19 protein-coding genes are annotated in these 15,872 nt (G+C 66.2%); 13 read left to right on the forward strand and 6 right to left on the reverse strand.

Going from position 1 to position 15,872, the window contains the following annotated elements:
* Window positions 1-44 precede the first annotated feature (44 nt).
* A complete protein-coding gene (locus U741_RS0106650) occupies window positions 45-1,781 on the reverse strand; it encodes an alkyl sulfatase dimerization domain-containing protein (RefSeq protein WP_084154713.1) in 1,737 nt (578 codons plus the stop codon).
* A 293-nt stretch (window positions 1,782-2,074) separates the two neighbouring features.
* Here U741_RS0106650 and U741_RS0106655 point away from each other — a divergent pair, with 293 nt between their 5' ends.
* The 9 genes from U741_RS0106655 to U741_RS0106695 all read left to right on the forward strand — a co-directional run bounded on the left by U741_RS0106655 (window position 2,075) and on the right by U741_RS0106695 (window position 7,648).
* A complete protein-coding gene (locus U741_RS0106655) occupies window positions 2,075-2,542 on the forward strand; it encodes a flagellar basal body-associated FliL family protein (protein ID WP_029889702.1) in 468 nt (155 codons plus the stop codon).
* Window positions 2,539-3,528, forward strand: a complete 990-nt coding sequence (fliM, locus tag U741_RS0106660) for a flagellar motor switch protein FliM (protein ID WP_029889703.1) — start codon at window positions 2,539-2,541, stop codon at window positions 3,526-3,528. The genes U741_RS0106655 and fliM overlap by 4 nt, the downstream gene beginning before the upstream one ends.
* 55 nt (window positions 3,529-3,583) lie before the next feature.
* A complete protein-coding gene (gene fliN, locus U741_RS0106665) occupies window positions 3,584-3,883 on the forward strand; it encodes a flagellar motor switch protein FliN (RefSeq protein WP_052378985.1) in 300 nt (99 codons plus the stop codon).
* Window positions 3,883-4,188, forward strand: a complete 306-nt coding sequence (gene fliO / locus U741_RS0106670; RefSeq protein WP_052378566.1) for a flagellar biosynthetic protein FliO — start codon at window positions 3,883-3,885, stop codon at window positions 4,186-4,188. Before fliN ends, fliO begins: the two co-directional genes overlap by 1 nt.
* Entirely contained in the window at window positions 4,185-4,934 is a 750-nt protein-coding gene (fliP, locus tag U741_RS0106675) for a flagellar type III secretion system pore protein FliP (RefSeq protein ID WP_029889706.1), read from the forward strand. Before fliO ends, fliP begins: the two co-directional genes overlap by 4 nt.
* A complete protein-coding gene (gene fliQ, locus U741_RS0106680) occupies window positions 4,931-5,200 on the forward strand; it encodes a flagellar biosynthesis protein FliQ (protein ID WP_029889707.1) in 270 nt (89 codons plus the stop codon). Before fliP ends, fliQ begins: the two co-directional genes overlap by 4 nt.
* The gene (gene fliR / locus U741_RS0106685) at window positions 5,200-5,985 is read left to right on the forward strand and encodes a flagellar biosynthetic protein FliR (RefSeq protein WP_029889708.1); all 786 of its coding nucleotides are present in this window, start codon (window positions 5,200-5,202) and stop codon (window positions 5,983-5,985) included. Before fliQ ends, fliR begins: the two co-directional genes overlap by 1 nt.
* Window positions 5,982-7,097 carry an EscU/YscU/HrcU family type III secretion system export apparatus switch protein gene (locus tag U741_RS0106690; protein WP_029889709.1) on the forward strand — a complete coding sequence of 372 codons (1,116 nt, stop codon included), beginning with the start codon at window positions 5,982-5,984 and terminating at the stop codon, window positions 7,095-7,097. The genes fliR and U741_RS0106690 overlap by 4 nt, the downstream gene beginning before the upstream one ends.
* Window positions 7,098-7,273: 176 nt before the next feature.
* The gene (locus tag U741_RS0106695; RefSeq protein ID WP_366504369.1) at window positions 7,274-7,648 is read left to right on the forward strand and encodes a DUF4399 domain-containing protein; all 375 of its coding nucleotides are present in this window, start codon (window positions 7,274-7,276) and stop codon (window positions 7,646-7,648) included.
* 7 nt (window positions 7,649-7,655) lie between these two features.
* Here U741_RS0106695 and ald read toward each other — a convergent pair whose 3' ends face one another.
* From ald to U741_RS0106715, 4 genes are all read right to left on the reverse strand, one after another.
* The gene (gene ald / locus U741_RS0106700) at window positions 7,656-8,780 is read right to left on the reverse strand and encodes an alanine dehydrogenase (protein ID WP_029889711.1); all 1,125 of its coding nucleotides are present in this window, start codon (window positions 8,778-8,780) and stop codon (window positions 7,656-7,658) included.
* Window positions 8,781-8,846: 66 nt separating this feature from the next.
* Window positions 8,847-9,500, reverse strand: coding sequence for an outer membrane beta-barrel protein (locus tag U741_RS0106705; RefSeq protein ID WP_029889712.1), 654 nt, complete (start codon window positions 9,498-9,500; stop codon window positions 8,847-8,849).
* 54 nt (window positions 9,501-9,554) lie between these two features.
* Window positions 9,555-9,872: a hypothetical protein gene (locus U741_RS0106710; RefSeq protein ID WP_029889713.1), complete on the reverse strand. Its 318-nt coding sequence runs from the start codon at window positions 9,870-9,872 to the stop codon at window positions 9,555-9,557.
* A gap of 2 nt (window positions 9,873-9,874) precedes the next feature.
* A complete protein-coding gene (locus U741_RS0106715; protein ID WP_029889714.1) occupies window positions 9,875-10,252 on the reverse strand; it encodes a PH domain-containing protein in 378 nt (125 codons plus the stop codon).
* 215 nt (window positions 10,253-10,467) lie between these two features.
* Between U741_RS0106715 and U741_RS0106720 the strand changes: the two genes are divergently transcribed.
* Window positions 10,468-11,421, forward strand: a complete 954-nt coding sequence (locus tag U741_RS0106720) for a DUF6492 family protein (RefSeq protein ID WP_152551517.1) — start codon at window positions 10,468-10,470, stop codon at window positions 11,419-11,421.
* Window positions 11,422-11,430: 9 nt separating this feature from the next.
* On the opposite strand, the gene U741_RS0106725 is transcribed toward U741_RS0106720, so the two are convergent.
* Window positions 11,431-12,276: a DNA ligase gene (locus U741_RS0106725; protein ID WP_043110218.1), complete on the reverse strand. Its 846-nt coding sequence runs from the start codon at window positions 12,274-12,276 to the stop codon at window positions 11,431-11,433.
* Between the two features lie 119 nt (window positions 12,277-12,395).
* On the opposite strand from U741_RS0106725, the gene U741_RS0106730 reads away from it, so the two are divergent.
* Genes U741_RS0106730 through U741_RS0106740 form a run of 3 tightly spaced genes read left to right on the forward strand, consistent with a single transcriptional unit; the run spans window position 12,396 to window position 15,836 of the window.
* A complete protein-coding gene (locus U741_RS0106730; protein ID WP_029889717.1) occupies window positions 12,396-14,423 on the forward strand; it encodes a DUF2298 domain-containing protein in 2,028 nt (675 codons plus the stop codon).
* Window positions 14,420-14,806, forward strand: a complete 387-nt coding sequence (locus U741_RS0106735) for a GtrA family protein (RefSeq protein WP_052378567.1) — start codon at window positions 14,420-14,422, stop codon at window positions 14,804-14,806. The genes U741_RS0106730 and U741_RS0106735 overlap by 4 nt, the downstream gene beginning before the upstream one ends.
* Window positions 14,799-15,836, forward strand: a complete 1,038-nt coding sequence (locus U741_RS0106740; protein WP_043110220.1) for a glycosyltransferase family 2 protein — start codon at window positions 14,799-14,801, stop codon at window positions 15,834-15,836. The genes U741_RS0106735 and U741_RS0106740 overlap by 8 nt, the downstream gene beginning before the upstream one ends.
* Window positions 15,837-15,872: the final 36 nt, after the last annotated feature.

Below are 15,872 nucleotides of genomic sequence, written 5' to 3' on the forward strand. Positions count from 1 at the left end.
CAGAGCCGACTCGGCCGCAGCGAGCCCGATCGCGTTAATAGGCGTTAGTCTTCGGTGTCCAGCGGCACGAACAGGCGCAAAAAACGAATCAGATCGAGGCGGTTGCCCTCGCTCATTTTGAAGTCGCTGGCCACGGTGACCGCCGGGCTGCGAAGTTGCGCCAACATTTCCTTGAACACCTGTGCCGAGACCTCGGTGCGAGACACCACGGGCACGCCGGGCGCTTGATCGTCCCGGCGCCACTCGGCCACGCCGCGACGGACGATCAGCGTGTGTGCGGGTGCATCGGTAAAGTCGAAGACCAGCGCGGCGTGGGTTTCCAGCGCCGCGTCGGCATCCAGCGCCACGGCCATGCCGTCGAAAAAGGTCGCCAGTGGCATCGCCGCGAGCATGGCCGGTGTCGGGTTGACGATGCGCTCGGGCGCGGTCCACTCGCCGCGCCATTCGCGTGCCTGGCTCAGGTAGTAATGCCGCGCGTTGGGGTTGGTCTCGGCGGCGCCGAGCCGGCTCGCGGCCTCGGCGCGCAGGGCAAGGGTGTCGGCGTCAACGGCATCGGCGGCAAGCAGCGGGTCGGTGAGCTCCAGCGCCCACTGTGGATCGTGATCGGCCAGGGCCTTTCGCGCATGCGCGAGCAGCGCGTCGCGACCGCCGGCCACTTCGACCCAGCGGCGGCCCTGCTCGGCAGGCGGCAGCGGGTTCAACTCGCTGATGTTGCCGCCGAACCAGCCGAGCTCACCTTGAAACAGCGCCCGCGCCGCCCACGCAGGCGTGCCATAAAAAGGTTGCAGATACGGCGAGGCCGCCAAGTGCGGTGGCAGTCGCAGCTCGGCGGCGATGCGGTCCGGCGACTGCCCGGCGTTGATGCGCCGCAGCGTCTGGTCGTGCACAAAGCGGATGGCGTCGCGGTAGTCGGTGAGCAGGGCCTGCACGGTGTGGGCGCCGCTGATCGGCTGGCCGTGGCTGGGCAGCAGGTGCTCGGGCGCCAGGGCGCGCATCGCATCCAGACTGCCGGCCCAGCGCTTGGCGTCGCGAAAACGCGTGCCGCGCAGCGTGTAGAGATTGGGGAAGGCCTTGTAGAGGTTGTCGGCCGGCAGCAGCGCACGGTGCTGCGGCAGCCAGACGAAAATCTGGTCGTCGGTTTCGCCGGGCGCGTGGACCAGTTCCATGTCGATGCCGGCGAGGGTCACCGTGAGGCGATCGGTGAGGGTGTGCGTGGGCCGCAGCGTGCCGACCTCGGCATTGGGCGTCAGCGCCAGAAAGCCGCCGATGCCGAGGTTGCTGCGCTCGTTCTCCGGGAGTCCGGCGCCGTACATACGCAGCGAGCGGCGGGTGATGACCGGCTGCAACTCCGAGGCGACGCGGTCCATGTTGGCCGCGACGTCGGCGTGGGCATAGACCGGCACCTCGGTGCCCTCTTTGATGAACGCACTGGCGCCCTGAACATGGTCGGGGTGAGAGTGGGTGTAGACGATGGCCTTCACCGGCAGGTCACTGATCTCGGCGAAGGCGGCGGCCACACGTCGCGCGGCGTCCAGTGACTCCAGGGTGTCGACGATGATCGCGCCCTCATCGCCTTCGATGAGGATGCTGTTGGCAATGCCAAAGCCCACGGCCACGTGCAGGCTAGGCGCAACGGTGATGACCGCCTCTTCGAAATGTTCACCGTGCGCCGCCAGCGCGTCGGGTGTGACCGCCGGGGCGTCAGGCAGCGGGGCTTCGGCGCAGGCGCCGAGCAGCAGCAACAGGGTCGCGAGCGCGACCCGGCGAGGTGCTCGCATCATCAAATCTCCCCTTTGATCGAGGCTGCAGTGTGCCCCAGCGCCGCGCGTCGGCGGGCGTCGGAAAGCCGACGCGACTGACGGCGGGCACACAGGTCCGGGCGTCGAGGGGTGCGTCGAAAGTCGGACGTTTGGGCCCACAGCGGCGCAAACGACATGTGCGGCGCCGCAATTCGCGACCAACGGCTTCGATCGACGGCGCCAGCGGACGGGTTGCGGGTCGGGTTTCGCACGCCGCTTGCGGCAGTTCCAGCGTCCATTCGCATGTCGCTTTGCCACCCGCACAGGAACACACCATGTCTGAGGTCGCCGTTGCCGCCCCCCCAAAGAAAAGCCTGATGCCGATCATGCTGGCGGTGCTCGTGGCGGCCGGGGTGGCCGGTGGGGGCGGCTGGTACTACGCCACGCAGCGCGGTGAGGCTGCGGCTGCCGAACCGGCGATATTGCCGGCGCAGTATCACAAGCTCGACCCGGCGCTGGTCGTCAACATCGATGACGGCGGCGGGCTGCGCTATCTGCAGGTGGAGTTGCAGGTCATGGCCCGTGACCCCGCCGTGTTCGCGGCGGTCGACACCCACGCGCCGGCCATCCGCGACGCACTGCTGACCTTGTTTGGACGCTACCCCTACGCGCGCCTGATGGCGCCGGAGGGCCGCGAAGCCTTGCGCGGCGAGGCCCTGACCGCAATCCGCACCGCGCTACCCGACGCCGAACAGGCCAGCACGCTCGAAGCGCTTTATTTCACCAGCTTCGTCATGCAATGAGCGGCCAGGATCTTTTAAGCCAGGACGAGATCGATGCCCTGCTGCACGGCGTCGATGCCGGCGCCGTGGCCACTGACTCGCCGCCGCTGGAAGGCGAGGTGCGGCCCTTCGATCTGGCCGGGCACGACCGCATCGTCCGGGGTCGTCTGCCGACCCTGGAGATGATCAATGAACGCTTCGCGCGGCACTACCGCATCTCGCTGTTCAACCTGCTGCGACGCTCGCCGGAGCTGTCGATCAAGGGCGTGGAGATGCTCAAGTTCGCCGACTACGTGCACTCGCTGTACGTGCCGACCAACCTCAATCTGATTCGCATCAAACCGCTGCGTGGCACGGCGCTGATCGTCATCGAACCCAAACTGGTGTTCGCCTGCGTCGACACTTTTTTTGGCGGTGATGGCCGCTTCCCGGTGAAGATCGAAGGGCGCGAATTCACGCCCACCGAAATGCGCGTGATCCAGTTGCTGCTGAAGAGCGCGTTTGCCGACCTGGCCGAAGCCTGGGGCCCGGTGATGCCGTTGGACTTCGAGTATCTGAATTCCGAGGTCAATCCCCATTTCGCCAACATCGTCGCGCCCAGCGAGATTCTGGTGGTGTCGAAATTCACCGTCGACCTCGATGGCGCCGAAGGCGAGATTCACATCGTCATGCCCTACGGGATGATCGAGCCGATTCGCGAGCAACTGGATGCCGGCCTGCAATCCGATCGCGGTGACCGCGACGAGCGCTGGACCGCCAGCCTGCGGGCGCAGATTCAGGACGCGATGGTTGAGCTCTCGACCCAACTCGACGCCCCGCGCCTCACCTTGCGGCAACTGGTGGCGCTCAAGCCCGGCGACGTGATCCCCATCGAGATGCCCGACCTGCTCGATTTGTGCATCGACGGACTGCCGGTGTTCAGCGGCTCGCTCGGCGTCTCACACGGCAAACACGCGCTGAAAATCGATCACGCCGCGCGGCGCGAGCCCTCGGCAAAAGCCGCTTAACCGGAGTTCTTCCATGTCGCAACCCATGTCCCAACCCGATGCCCGTCGTGCCGAAATGCCGACCCTGGAATCGCAGCCCAAGGGCGGCGATCTCGACGTCAACCTTGACGTGATTCTGGATGTCACCGTGACCCTGGCCATCGAGGTCGGCCGCGCCCGCATTCCCATCCGCAACCTGCTGCAGCTGTCGCAGGGCTCGGTGGTCGAGCTCGAACGCCAGGCCGGCGAGCCGCTCGATGTGTACGTCAACGGCACGCTCATCGCCCACGGCGAAGTGGTGATGGTCAACGAAAAATTCGGCGTGCGCCTGACCGACGTGGTCAGCCCGGCCGAGCGCATTCGCAAGCTGCGCTGATGGAAACGCTGCCGGCCAGCCCCGGCTTCGGCCACGTGTTGCAGATGATCGCGGCGCTGGCCGTGGTGCTCGGCATCATTCTCGGTGCCAGCATCGTGCTCAAGCGGTTGCGCTTGATGCCGCAGGCCGGTGGCGCGATCCAGGTCAAAGCGATCCGCGCGTTGGGCGCCCGCAGCCAGTTGGTGCTGGTCGAGGTGGCCGGTGAAACCATCCTTCTGGGCGTGACGCCCGGCCAGATCACCCGGCTGAGCGGCGACAAATCAGCCCCCAGTACCTTCGCCCAACAACTGGAGGACGTGCGATGAGCCGGGTGGCCGCCTTGCTCACCGCCCTGCTGCTGCCCGGCCTCGCGCTGGCGCAAACGACCCTGCCCGAGATTCCGGCCCTGACCATGACGCCCACCGCCGACGGCGGTGCGCAGTGGTCGCTGAGCTTGCAGGTGCTGGCGGCGATGACCCTGCTGTCGGTGCTGCCGGCGCTGCTCATGTCGACCACCGGCTTTGCCCGCATCATCATCGTACTGGCACTGCTGCGCCAGGCACTGGGCACCCAGAGCACGCCGTCGAATCCCATCCTGATTGGCCTGGCGCTGCTGCTCACCGGCTTTGTCATGCAGCCGACGTTCGAGCGCGCATGGGCTGAAGGCGTGGGCCCGTATCTGGACGGCACGATGGCGCTGGAGCAGGCCGCACCGGGTGCCGCTGCGCCCCTGCGCGACTTCATGCTGCGCCAGACGCGCGACAGTGACCTGTTGATGTTTGCCGAGCTGGCCGGGCACACCGAGGGGTTCGCCGAGCCCACCGATGTGCCCCTGACCGTGCTGGCCGCCGCCTTCCTCACCAGCGAGCTGAAGACCGCGTTTCAGATTGGGTTTCTGCTGTTCATTCCGTTCGTGATCATCGATCTGGTGGTGGCCAGCGTGCTGATGAGCCTGGGCATGATGATGCTGTCGCCGATGATGATTTCGCTGCCGTTCAAGTTGATGCTGTTCGTCCTGGTCGACGGTTGGACCCTGGTCGCCGGGAGTCTGGTCGGCAGCTTCGTGTCATGACGCCGGAAGACGTGCTCACCGTCGGGCGCTCGGCGCTGGAGGTGGGGCTGTTGCTCGGCGCGCCGCTGTTGCTGGCGGCACTGGCCTCCGGGCTGGTGATCGGCCTGTTTCAGGCCGCGACGCAGATCAACGAAATGACCCTGTCGTTCATTCCCAAGGTGCTGGCCGTCGCTGCCGTGGCGGTGCTGGCCGGGCCGTGGATGCTGCACGTCATTGTTGACTACACCCGCGCACTGATTCTGTCGATTCCGGCCTGGGTCAACTGATGGGCGAGCTCGGCACCGTCACCATCGCGCTGTGGGGCGCGCTGGTGCAGGCCAGTTGGGTGCTGGTGCGGGTGAGCGCCTTCGTCGTCACCGCGCCGGTGCTGGGCGGGCGTGCCGCGCCGGGGCGGGTGAGGTTGATGATGGCGGTGGTGCTCACGCCGCTGATTGCACTTACTGTGCCGCCGGTCGAGGCGCCCGCGCTGTTCGGCAGCCAGTGGTGGCTGATGATGATCATCAACGTCAGTGTGGGCCTGATGCTGGGCCTGCTGCTGCAATTGTTGTTTGAAGCCCTGATGCTGGCGGCGGAGATGATCAGCGCGCTGGCCGGCCTGTCGTTCGCCCAGGTCAATGACCCGATGCGCGGCACGGCCTCGCCGGTGCTGGGCTCGATGCTCACCGCGTTTGCCAGCCTGTTGTTTCTGGCGATGGACGGGCATCACGCGCTGATCCGCATGCTGTGGCTGAGCTTTGCCGCCATTCCCATGGCCGGCGACTGGGCCGGACCGCCGTGGATGGCGCTGGTCGGTCTGCTGGTGCCCATGCTGGAGGCGGGCATCAGCCTGGCGTTGCCGGTGCTGGCCAGTCTGCTCACCGTGCAATTGGGTTTTGGACTGGTCAGCCGTGCGGCGCCGGCGCTGAACCTGTTTGCCATCGGGTTGCCAGCCGCCTTGCTGGCGCTACTGATTCTGCTGTGGTTGTGGCTGCCGGAGATGGGCGCGCCCCTGTCAGCCTACTGGGCACAGATGTTCGAACAGGTCGGCGCTGCGCTGCAGGCCACGCCATGAGTGAAGCCGAAGGCGGCGGCGAACGCAGCGAAGCCCCAACCGAGAAAAAGATCGAGCAATCCCGTGAGCAGGGCCAGATCGCCCGTTCGCGAGAATTGTCGCAGGCGCTGGTCACCATTTTTGGCGCGCTGGCCTTGATGCTGTGGGGCGCGCACCTCATGACCGAGCTCGCCGGCTTGATGGCGCAGAGCCTCCGCGTGGCCGGCGACGCTCGAACCCAGCCTGCACAGGCCATCGGCCACGGCTTGCTGCGCGCCATCGGCATCACCGGGCTGGTGGTGCTGGTGCCGTGGTTGGCATCACTGTTGGCGCCGTCATTGATTGGCGGGCTCCTGCTCTCCGGCAAAGGCATCGTGCCCGACCTGAGCAAGCTTGACCCCATCAAGGGTTTCGCCCGGCTGTTCTCGGCCCAGGCGGCGGCGGAACTGGGCAAGGCGATGGGCAAAATGCTGCTGATCGGCGGGCTGGTGCTGGCCTACATCCACTTCAATCTGGGACGCCTGTTGGGGTTGGCCCATGTGCCGCTGCCGGCTGCGCTGGCGGAAACCGGCGCCATGCTGATGGAGGTGATGTTGATGGGGCTGGTGGGGTTGGCCCTGGTGGCCGCCGCCGATGTGCCGTTTCAGCTATGGAGCCATACCCGGCAACTGAAAATGTCGCGTGACGAAATCAAGCGCGAAATCTTCGAGTCCGAAGGCCGGCCTGAGGTCAAGGCCAAGCGCCGTCAGCGGGCGATGGAGCTGTCGCGCGGGCGCATGCTGGAATCGGTGGCCAGCGCCGATGTGGTCATCACCAACCCCACGCATTTCGCCGTGGCCCTGCGTTACGACGCCACGCGCATGGCTTCACCCGAAGTGGTCGCCAAGGGCGCCGACGACGTGGCTGCGGCCATACGCGCACGCGCGCTGGAACATTCGGTGCTGCGCGTGGAATCACCGCCCCTGGCGCGCGCCCTGTTCCGCAGCACCGAAGTCGGCCGCCCGGTGCCCCCGGAGTTGTTCACCGCCGTGGCGCAGATTCTCGCCTGGGCGTATCGCATCAGGGCGGGCGCACATGATCCCGCGCCCACGCCCGAAGTCCCCGAAGCGCTGGGCCGCCCTTTCAGCGACTGAGCGGCTCGTGCGTCAGGAATCCCTTACGCTGGCGCAGAACTGAACCCCTCGACGGAGTGATCGCGATGCGTCAATCAATGATCTGGCTGGCGGTACTGATGGCAGTGCCCGGTCTGGCTGCGGCCGACTGGCGGGAAACGCTGAAAAAGGAGGCCGGCAAGCAGGCCAACCAGAAAATGGAAACCTCGCTGGGCTTGGCCCAACCTGCGCCTGCCGGCGCCGAGGTGTATTTCATCGCCCCGGCCGATGGCGCCACGGTGAAAGGCCCGGTCACCGTGCAATTTGGCCTGCGAAAGATGGGCGTCGCGCCGGCCGGCGTCAATCAGGAAGGGACCGGTCATCATCACCTGCTGATCGACGACCCGACCGTGGACTTTGCCCAGCCCTTGCCGGCCAGCGAACAGATCCAGCATTTTGGCGGCGGCGAGACCGAAACCACGCTGACCTTGGCGCCCGGCAAGCACACCTTGCAGTTGCTGCTCGGCGACTGGAAGCATCAGGCGCATCAACCGCCGGTGATGTCGAGCAAGATCACCATTACCGTGGAATGACGGCAGGTCAGGACGCGTCCTGCAGCGCGTCCAGGGCGGGTTGGCAGGGCAAACCCAGCGCGGCGGCAACTGCGGGGTGGGTGAGGGCACCGCGATGGACGTTCAGCCCGTCGCGCAGATGGGCGTCGGCTTGCAGGGCCTGCCGATAACCCTGGTTCGCCAGTTTCAGCAGGTAGGGCAGCGTCGCGTTGGTCAGCGCAAAGGTGCTGGTGCGCGCCACCGCACCGGGAATGTTGGCGACGCAGTAGTGCACAACCCCTTCTTCGACATAGGTGGGGTTTTGGTGCGTGGTGGGGCGCGAGGTCTCGAAGCAGCCGCCTTGGTCGATGGCGACATCGACCACCACCGAGCCCGCGCGCATACGTTTGAGCAGGTCGCGGGTCACCAGCTTGGGTGCGGCCGCGCCGGGTCGCAGCACCGCGCCGATGACGAGGTCGGCGCCGGCGACGAGACGCTCGAGGGTGTCCGCGGTGGAATAAACGGTTCTCAGGCGGCCGTCGAACAGCGCGTCCAACTCACTCAGGCGGCGCGGCGAGGTGTCGAGAACCGTCACCGATGCGCCCATGCCCACCGCGATGCGCGCCGCGTTGTAGCCGACCACGCCGCCGCCGATCACCAGCACCTCGGCCGGGGCCACGCCGGGCACGCCACCGAGCAGAATGCCGGCGCCGCCCTGCGCCTTCTCCAGCGTGTGCGCGCCGGCTTGCACGGCCAGGCGGCCGGCCACTTCACTCATGGGCGTCAGCAGGGGCAGGCCGCCGCGTGCATCGGTCACGGTCTCGTAGGCGATGGCGATGCAGTCTGACGCCAGCAGGCCTTCAGCCTGCTGGGGGTCGGGGGCGAGGTGCAGGTAAGTGAACAGCACCTGGCCGGATCGCAACATGCTGCACTCGGCTGGCTGCGGCTCCTTCACCTTGATGATGAGCTCGGCCTGGGCAAAGACGGTGGCTGCATCAGCCACGAGCACGGCGCCCGCTTCCTGGTAGGCCGCGTCGGCAATGCCGCTGCCGACACCGGCGCCGGTCTCCACCAGGACCTGATGTCCGTGGCCGCGCAGTTCACGCACCCCCGCCGGGGTCAGGCCGACGCGGTACTCGTGATTCTTGATTTCCTTGGGGACGCCGATGCGCATGGGGGACTCCGGGCGATGAACACCCGGAGCATTTCATGACGCGGTGGATGCGTGGGTGAAATGGTCCTAGCGCAAGGTCCAGCGCACCCCGACTTGCACGTTGCTGCTGACGATGTCGACGTCGACGGTGTCGTCGTCACCATTCAAGTCGATGTGGCGATATTCGATGAAGGGCCGCAGCGCACCCGGCAGCGGCAGTTGAAAGCCGATGCTGGCCTCGACGCCATCGAAATCCTCCAGGCCGAGGTAGGCGACCTCGGCGTACGGCAGGATGACCGCACCCAGCGCCGGGTTGCGCTCGATGCGCAGCGTGAACGAGCCGCCGTGCTGGGTGTCGTCGGCCGTCGCGCCGGCGCCCGTCTGTTCGGCGTCGAGGCGCACGTACTCGGCCTTGACCGAGGCATTGGCGCCGCCCTCGCCGATGTCGTTCTGCGCACCGATGCCAATGCGGTAAAGGGTGTAGTCAAAGTCAAAATCGACGCCCTGCGTGTCACCGCTGAGCGGCGCGTGCTGGACCTCGCCAGAGACAAACCAGCGCCCTTCGACCTGAAGCCGGCCGCGCGCGCCGAATACGGGGCCGTCAGCCGTGGCGCGCGCAGTGCTGGCGTTGTCCTCAAGTTTGACCCGCGCGTAACCGGCCACCGGCTCCAGCCAAGTGATCTGCGCCGAGGCGGTGCCGGTGAGGGTGATCATGGCAATGAACGTCAGGAGTTGTTTCATGGTGTCCCCGGGTTCCTTCGATGTTGAAGCGTGAGCGTAGCGGCATTCGGGGCTTTAGAAGATCCACGCCACCATCAGCCACACCACGACGAAAAACGACATGAAGCCGCCGAGCATGTATTGCAGTTCGCCGATCAGTCCGTCACCGGCGGCAATGGCGAAGACCACGAACACCGCGAGGGTGATGAAGAAGGCAATCACCGCCGCCTGCTTGAGCCCCAGCCCCGGCGCGAAATGGACCTCGACGAAGCTGGCCATCATCGGATAAAGCATCAGCGCGCCGGCCGCCAGAGCGACGAAGAGCACCAGCAACACCACGCCGATCGTGCGGGCGGCCTTGCGGTCCTTGGCTTCGGCTTCGCCAACCGGCATGGTCAGCCTCCGGCCTGATGCGCCTTGACCAGCTCGCGCAGGTCATGCGGACGAGGAATGCCCGACACCTCCATTTCGGGGGCGTCGCCGGCGGTGAAGATCGAAATGCGACCGACGCCAAACATCCGGTTGAACAGCGACTGATAAACATTCACGGTGCGAATACTGGCCACATTGAGCTCGGTGCGGTCTTTGCTGAGCAGGCCGCGCACCAGCACGAGGTCGTTGCCGATAAATTCGAGCTTGGTGGCTTTGCACGACAGGTACCAATACAACAGGATGAGGATGCCGACCGCCAGCGGTATCAGCAGCACCGCCAGAATGAACCCCAGCGGGTTGTTGCGGAACATGGCGGGATGCTCGGCGTATTTCACTTCCATGCAGGAATCCTCGGGCGTGATGCTGGCAGGCACCGGACGATAGCAGGCCGGCAGGGCGTTGCCTCCGGCTGATGTGACGTTTGTCGCGAGCACGCCATCTTCGGGGGCGGAGGGGCGGCATAATCGAGCCCGTAATCCCGCCCGCAATGCCTGCTGGCCTGACCCCGAGGAGTCAGCATGTCGAACGTCGTCATGCCGCTATGAGCATCGTGCTGATGACGCCCGTTTGGGCAGGTGACCAGGGTCACTTCGCCCTGCTGAGGAAGACGCTGGACCGCTCGGGCCTCGCCCGGGTGCCGCACCAGGTCGTGGTCCAGTCCGAGGATGAAGCCGCCTTCCAGTCATTTGCCGGCGGCCCGGTGACGCTGCAGACCACGGCTGCCGTGTTGCCGCCCCCGCTCGACCAGCGACGCCAGCAGGCGCGGCGTCATATTGAGCGGCTCGGCATCTGGGCGACGCGCATGGCCGGCAGCCTGTCGCTGCGCACTGGCGGTTTTCCCGACTGGATCCGCTACAGCGGCTGGCAGATTCAGCAGATCAGCAAACTGGCCGCCGCCGCCGCCAGCACCGCCGACACGGTGGTGGTGATTGACAGCGACGTGGCGGTGTTGCCAAGTGCGAGCGAAGCCGACTTCACCGATCCCCAGGGACGCATCGTCTGTTTGTATCTGCAAGCGCCGCCGACACCCATGGGCACCAAGCAGCGGCGCTGGGTCACGCAGGCGCATGCGTTGCTGTGTCACCCGATGCCCCAGTCGGGGCCACTCGACACCTCGTTCGACACGCCTTTCGTTTTTCACGCGCCGACGGTGCGCTGCTTCCTGCAGCACCTCGAGCGCCGCTACGGACAGCCCTGGTGGTCCGTGCTTTTGTCACAGCCGGTGCGGCGCTGGTCCGAGTTCGCCAGTTACCGGCTGTTTCTGCGCCATCACGTTGCGGCGGGTGATGTGTTGTGGCGGCGAACCGATCGGATGATTCAGCCCATCTACGATGCTGCAACCCCGGCAGCGGTGGCTGAAAGATTTGCCGGCCTGATGGCGGTGCCCGGCACGCATTACACGACCATCCACACCCAGCACGCGGGGCGTCGTCCGTGGAGTGCCGGGGCGTATGCGTCATTGTTATTGGCCATGCTGGAAACCGCCATCAGCACCGATCTCGGCAGCTGACCGACAGGTTCAGGGCGGCGTCCAGCCCTCACGCACCCGCAAAAACCTCGCGAATCGCGGCACGCCATTGTGGGTGAGACCGTTGTACCGGTAGGTGACCCAGACCCCGATCGCCGGTGGGTCGGCGCGTTGGGCGTCGCTGAAGCCACTGCCGAGGGCAAAGCGCACGCCGTCCGGCGTTTCAACTTCGAGCGCGCCCATCTGCCCGGTGTATTTGCCTTGGCCGGGGCGATAGCCGATCACCCGCGCCTCGGCGTCGTCATGGGGCTTGAGTTTGAGCAGCGCGTCGCTGCGACCGGCGCGATAGCGGGCCTCGTCATGGTGCAGCATCAGACCCTCGCCACCGGCCGCGATGACGGCCGCCAGCCGTTGCTCAAGTTCGGTGTCGTCGGCCAGACGACATTGCGTCACCGGCTGCAGCCAGGGGATGTCCAAGGGATTGAGCAGGTCGCGCATCGCCTTCACGCGTTCACCGAAGGGGCCGCCATGCTCTGGCAGGTCGAACACTCTGAAGCGCACCTGCTGCCAATCGTCGGGGTCTGGCTGGGCACGGCGGGCAATGCCGGAGACACGATCGAATTCACCGCGCGCGATCCACAGTTCACCGTCCATCGGGGTGTTTGGCCAGCCCGCAGTGAAGGCCGCAGGGGTGACGATACGATGGCCGCCACGGCTCCATAATTGCTGACCGTCCCAGTACCCGCGCACGCCATCGAGCTTTTCGCTGATCCAGTATTCGGAGACGGCAACCCCGGGTGCGTAGACCTCGGCATTCATCACCGCAGGCGCCTCGGCATGAACGGCGCCGACGCGCAGGGTCGCGGCCAACAGCAGGGTCAGAGACCTTCGTAACATCGGCAGCACGTCGGTGCGGGCTTGCGCTGCAGCCTTGCACGTTGGGGTGGGCGGGTAAAGCGCGATGGCGATTCAGCGATTAGCATTCGGCTCTTCAGCCGTCATCCAGCCCCTTGTCCATGTCGCTACTGCTCTGGCTTGCCGTGTTTTCTGCCATCTGCCTGCCGGGCGCGGTGCTGCTGGCGTGGGCGCAACACCGGGGCTGGCCGCCCTGGACCGCGCTGTCGGCGGCGCTGGCCACGATCTGCACGGTGATGTTCACGGTGGAGCACGCGGTGGGTTTCGGCAGTCTGAGGGGGGCGGGTGGACTGCTGCTGATCGCCAGTGCCGTGCTGGCCGTGATCGGTGCGCGGCAGGGCTGGTTTAATCGCCGATTGCTGCTAACGAGCCTGCCGTTTTTTGCTGCCGTGGCGGTTGGATTGCTGTGGCGCGGCAGTTACCCCAGTCTGTTTCCCAGCGCAGAGCGCTTGACCGACCTGTACTTCATCGTCAACTACCTCGACGGCGAGCGGCTGCCGCCGATGGATCACTGGATGCCGCCGTACGCCTTCGATTTTTATTACGCCCTGCAACATTACGGTGCGGCACTCATGGCGCGCCTGTTCGGGCTCAGCCCTGGCGGGGCCTACAACGTTGCCTTCGTGCTGCTGATGGCACTGACGCCGGCGCTGACCTGGGAGCTGGCGCGCCGCCAAGGCCTGGCGCGCGGCTATGCGGCCTTGCTGTTGGTGGTGCTGATGGCCGGCGGCACGGGCGCCAGCATCTGGACACGGGTGGTGGCCACCAACACCGAGGCAAAGCCCGACAACGTCAACGTGTATGACGGCATGGCCGGCTCGGCGCGGTTCATCGGCAACTACGACCAGCGCATCAACACGGCGCTGGGCGAGCGCCTTTTCGGGAAGCCCGATGTCCCGGGCGCCGAGCGCCCGGAACTGCCGCTGGAAACCTTTGGCTATCAGTACTACATCGGCGACTACCACCCGCCGATTGCCGGCTTCTTCTTGCTCGCACTGGCCCTGTCGCTGATGTGGGCGGCGCAGTCCGAGGCGCGCACCCCCGGCACGCGGCTGGCACTCGCCGGGCTGGCGGCGGCCACGGTGCCGCTGACCATCGCCGCACATACCTGGGTGTTTCCGCTGCACGGACTGATGGTGGGTGTCTGGGGCCTGACCCAAGCCGGACACGCGTGGCGCAGCGGTGACCGCGATCTGGCCGGACGCTGGCTGATGGCGTTGGTTCTCGGTGGGCTGGCCGCGCTGGTCCTCTTGCTGCCGTTTCTCACCGGGTTCACCAGCCGCAGCCTGAGCACGCCGGTGGCGTGGGTTGGCGCCGGGCAGCGCACACCGCTGCTGTCGTTTGTCGCCCTCATGCTGCCGGTGCTCGTGCTGCTGACCCTGTCGGCGTTCGTGCCCGCGGCGCTGCGTGGCTTCGTCTGGCCGGTGGCTGGGGTGCTGGTGCTGGCGCTGATCGCATCCGAACTCATCTTCATCGATGACCTGTCGGGTGGCCGCCACGAGCGCACCAACACCACCATGAAGTGGTGGGGCTGGATCTGGGTGGCGACGCTGATCGGGGTCGCACCGGCGGTGATGATCAGTCCCCGTCGCTGGGTGCGTGCAGTTGCCGCGCTGGCGCTGGCCTCGACGCTGTTCTACGTCATCGACATCGTCAAGTTCATCAGCAACACCACGCAGCCCGACCTGATGCAGTTGCACGGCGACGGCATTTACCGGCGCGACGCGGGCGGCCCGGCGATCATTGATGCGCTCAAGGTTGCGCCGCGCGGCATCGTGCTGGAGCGGGTCGACAAATATGCCTACGACGACGGCAGCGCCTACAGCCTGCTGGCCGGGCAGCCGGTGTTTCTCGGCTGGCCGCTGCACGAAGTGACCTGGCGTGGTCAGTTGCCGGAGATCTGGTCGCGACACAACGCCCTGAAAGCGATTTTCGACGGGACGCACGAGGACCCCGTGCCCTACCTGCTGGCCCATGACGTGCGTTACATCGTCTGGAGCTGGCGCGAGGCCAACCACAAACCTGACGCGCGTGAGGTGCTCGACAAACAGCTGGCGTCGCACTACCAGTGGCGCGAACTGGCGAAATGGGGTGACCGGCCGCTGGGCCTGTGGACCCTGCGCGAGTGAGCGCGCTGCGCGGCTTTCTGTCGGTGGGGGTGGCGTCAACGGCATTGCACTACGCGCTGATGACGACAGCCGTGGAACTGCTGGGCTCGCCAGAGATTCCTGCCGCAGCGGCGGGGTTTCTGGCCGGCGCCGCACTCAACTACGGTCTCAACCGGCGACTCAGCTTCGCCAGCAAACGGCCCCATCGGCAGGGCCTGCCACGCTTCGCCCTGATGGTGGCGCTCGGCGTGCTGCTCAACAGTGCGTTGCTGGGGCTGGGTCTGCGTCTGGGTCTGCATTACCTGCCGGCGCAGATGCTCGCCACGGTCGCGGTGATGGGCTTTAACTTTGCGTGCATGAAATACTGGATCTTCACCGTCATCGAACCGGAGCGCCGTGGCTGACCCATCGAGCCCGCTGCAGCACCTGAGCATCATCGTCCCGGTCTTCAACGAGAGTGCCGGGCTGCAGGCGTTCTGGTCCCGTGTCGCCGCCGTGCTCGATGACATGGCAGACACCGTCAGTGCCGACGTGCTGTTCGTCGACGACGGCAGTCGCGATGACAGCCTCACCCTCATCCAGGCCCTGGCGATCGCGGACGCGCGGGTCGGCTACCTGGCGTTGTCGCGCAACTTTGGCAAAGAAATCGCGATGAGCGCCGGCCTCGATTTTGCCGACGGCGATTGGGTGGTGCTGATCGACGCCGATCTGCAGGACCCGCCCGAGCTGATGCCGACCCTGCTGGCCAAGGCACGCGAAGGCTTCGACACCGTCTACGCGCGACGCGCCGAACGGCTGGGCGAAAGCTTCACCAAGCGCGCGACCGCATCGGTGTTTTACCGGCTGATGGGGCGCCTGAGTCGCCGGGTCGAAATCCCGGCCGATACTGGCGACTACCGACTGATCAGCCGCCGCGCGGTGCTCGCGCTGCGCCAGATCAAGGAGCGCAACCGCTTCATGAAGGGACTGTTCGCGTGGATCGGTTTTCCCAGTGCGGCGGTCACCTACGTGCGCGACCCGCGCGGCGAGGGCGTCAGCAGCTTTAGTCTTTGGCGGCTGTGGAATTTCGCGCTTGACGGCATCACCAGCTTTTCGACTGCGCCGCTGAAGCTGGCCACCTATGCGGGGGTGCTGGTGGCACTGCTGGCGTTTGTTTCGGGCGGCTTCATCATCGTCAAGACGTTGATCTTCGGTGACCCGGTGCCCGGCTTTCCCAGTCTGATGGTGACGTTGCTGTTCTTCAGCGGCCTGCAACTGCTGTTCATCGGCGTGATTGGCGAGTACCTGGCGCGCTTGTTCGACGAGTCCAAACAGCGGCCGCTGTACCTGTTGAAAGAGCAGAAAGCCGCCGCGATTCGTCAGCCGCAGCCGACGGACGCGTCAACGGTCGCGCGAGGCCGATCAACGGTGTCGCCTGCCACGCAAGATTTCTGATCCGGGGCCGAAACAGGGTTTGACCGTCATTCCTTC

The organism is Polycyclovorans algicola TG408 (assembly GCF_000711245.1).
In the GTDB taxonomy this organism is placed as follows: Bacteria; Pseudomonadota; Gammaproteobacteria; order Nevskiales; family Nevskiaceae; genus Polycyclovorans; species Polycyclovorans algicola.

What these genes read in the sequence shown, in the direction of transcription:
- fliR (WP_029889708.1), top strand. Translation starts at nt 5,200, where the DNA reads ATGGGCGAGCTCGGCACCGTCACCATCGCGCTGTGGGGCGCGCTGGTG.
- fliO (WP_052378566.1), top strand. Translation starts at nt 3,883, where the DNA reads ATGGAAACGCTGCCGGCCAGCCCCGGCTTCGGCCACGTGTTGCAGATG.
- fliM (WP_029889703.1), top strand. Translation starts at nt 2,539, where the DNA reads ATGAGCGGCCAGGATCTTTTAAGCCAGGACGAGATCGATGCCCTGCTG.
- U741_RS0106715 (WP_029889714.1), bottom strand. Translation starts at nt 10,252, where the DNA reads ATGGAAGTGAAATACGCCGAGCATCCCGCCATGTTCCGCAACAACCCG.
- ald (WP_029889711.1), bottom strand. Translation starts at nt 8,780, where the DNA reads ATGCGCATCGGCGTCCCCAAGGAAATCAAGAATCACGAGTACCGCGTC.
- fliP (WP_029889706.1), top strand. Translation starts at nt 4,185, where the DNA reads ATGAGCCGGGTGGCCGCCTTGCTCACCGCCCTGCTGCTGCCCGGCCTC.
- U741_RS0106655 (WP_029889702.1), top strand. Translation starts at nt 2,075, where the DNA reads ATGTCTGAGGTCGCCGTTGCCGCCCCCCCAAAGAAAAGCCTGATGCCG.
- U741_RS0106730 (WP_029889717.1), top strand. Translation starts at nt 12,396, where the DNA reads ATGTCGCTACTGCTCTGGCTTGCCGTGTTTTCTGCCATCTGCCTGCCG.
- U741_RS0106650 (WP_084154713.1), bottom strand. Translation starts at nt 1,781, where the DNA reads ATGATGCGAGCACCTCGCCGGGTCGCGCTCGCGACCCTGTTGCTGCTG.
- U741_RS0106710 (WP_029889713.1), bottom strand. Translation starts at nt 9,872, where the DNA reads ATGCCGGTTGGCGAAGCCGAAGCCAAGGACCGCAAGGCCGCCCGCACG.
- fliQ (WP_029889707.1), top strand. Translation starts at nt 4,931, where the DNA reads ATGACGCCGGAAGACGTGCTCACCGTCGGGCGCTCGGCGCTGGAGGTG.
- fliN (WP_052378985.1), top strand. Translation starts at nt 3,584, where the DNA reads ATGCCGACCCTGGAATCGCAGCCCAAGGGCGGCGATCTCGACGTCAAC.
- U741_RS0106725 (WP_043110218.1), bottom strand. Translation starts at nt 12,276, where the DNA reads ATGTTACGAAGGTCTCTGACCCTGCTGTTGGCCGCGACCCTGCGCGTC.
- U741_RS0106695 (WP_366504369.1), top strand. Translation starts at nt 7,274, where the DNA reads ATGGAAACCTCGCTGGGCTTGGCCCAACCTGCGCCTGCCGGCGCCGAG.
- U741_RS0106690 (WP_029889709.1), top strand. Translation starts at nt 5,982, where the DNA reads ATGAGTGAAGCCGAAGGCGGCGGCGAACGCAGCGAAGCCCCAACCGAG.
- U741_RS0106705 (WP_029889712.1), bottom strand. Translation starts at nt 9,500, where the DNA reads ATGAAACAACTCCTGACGTTCATTGCCATGATCACCCTCACCGGCACC.
- U741_RS0106720 (WP_152551517.1), top strand. Translation starts at nt 10,468, where the DNA reads ATGACGCCCGTTTGGGCAGGTGACCAGGGTCACTTCGCCCTGCTGAGG.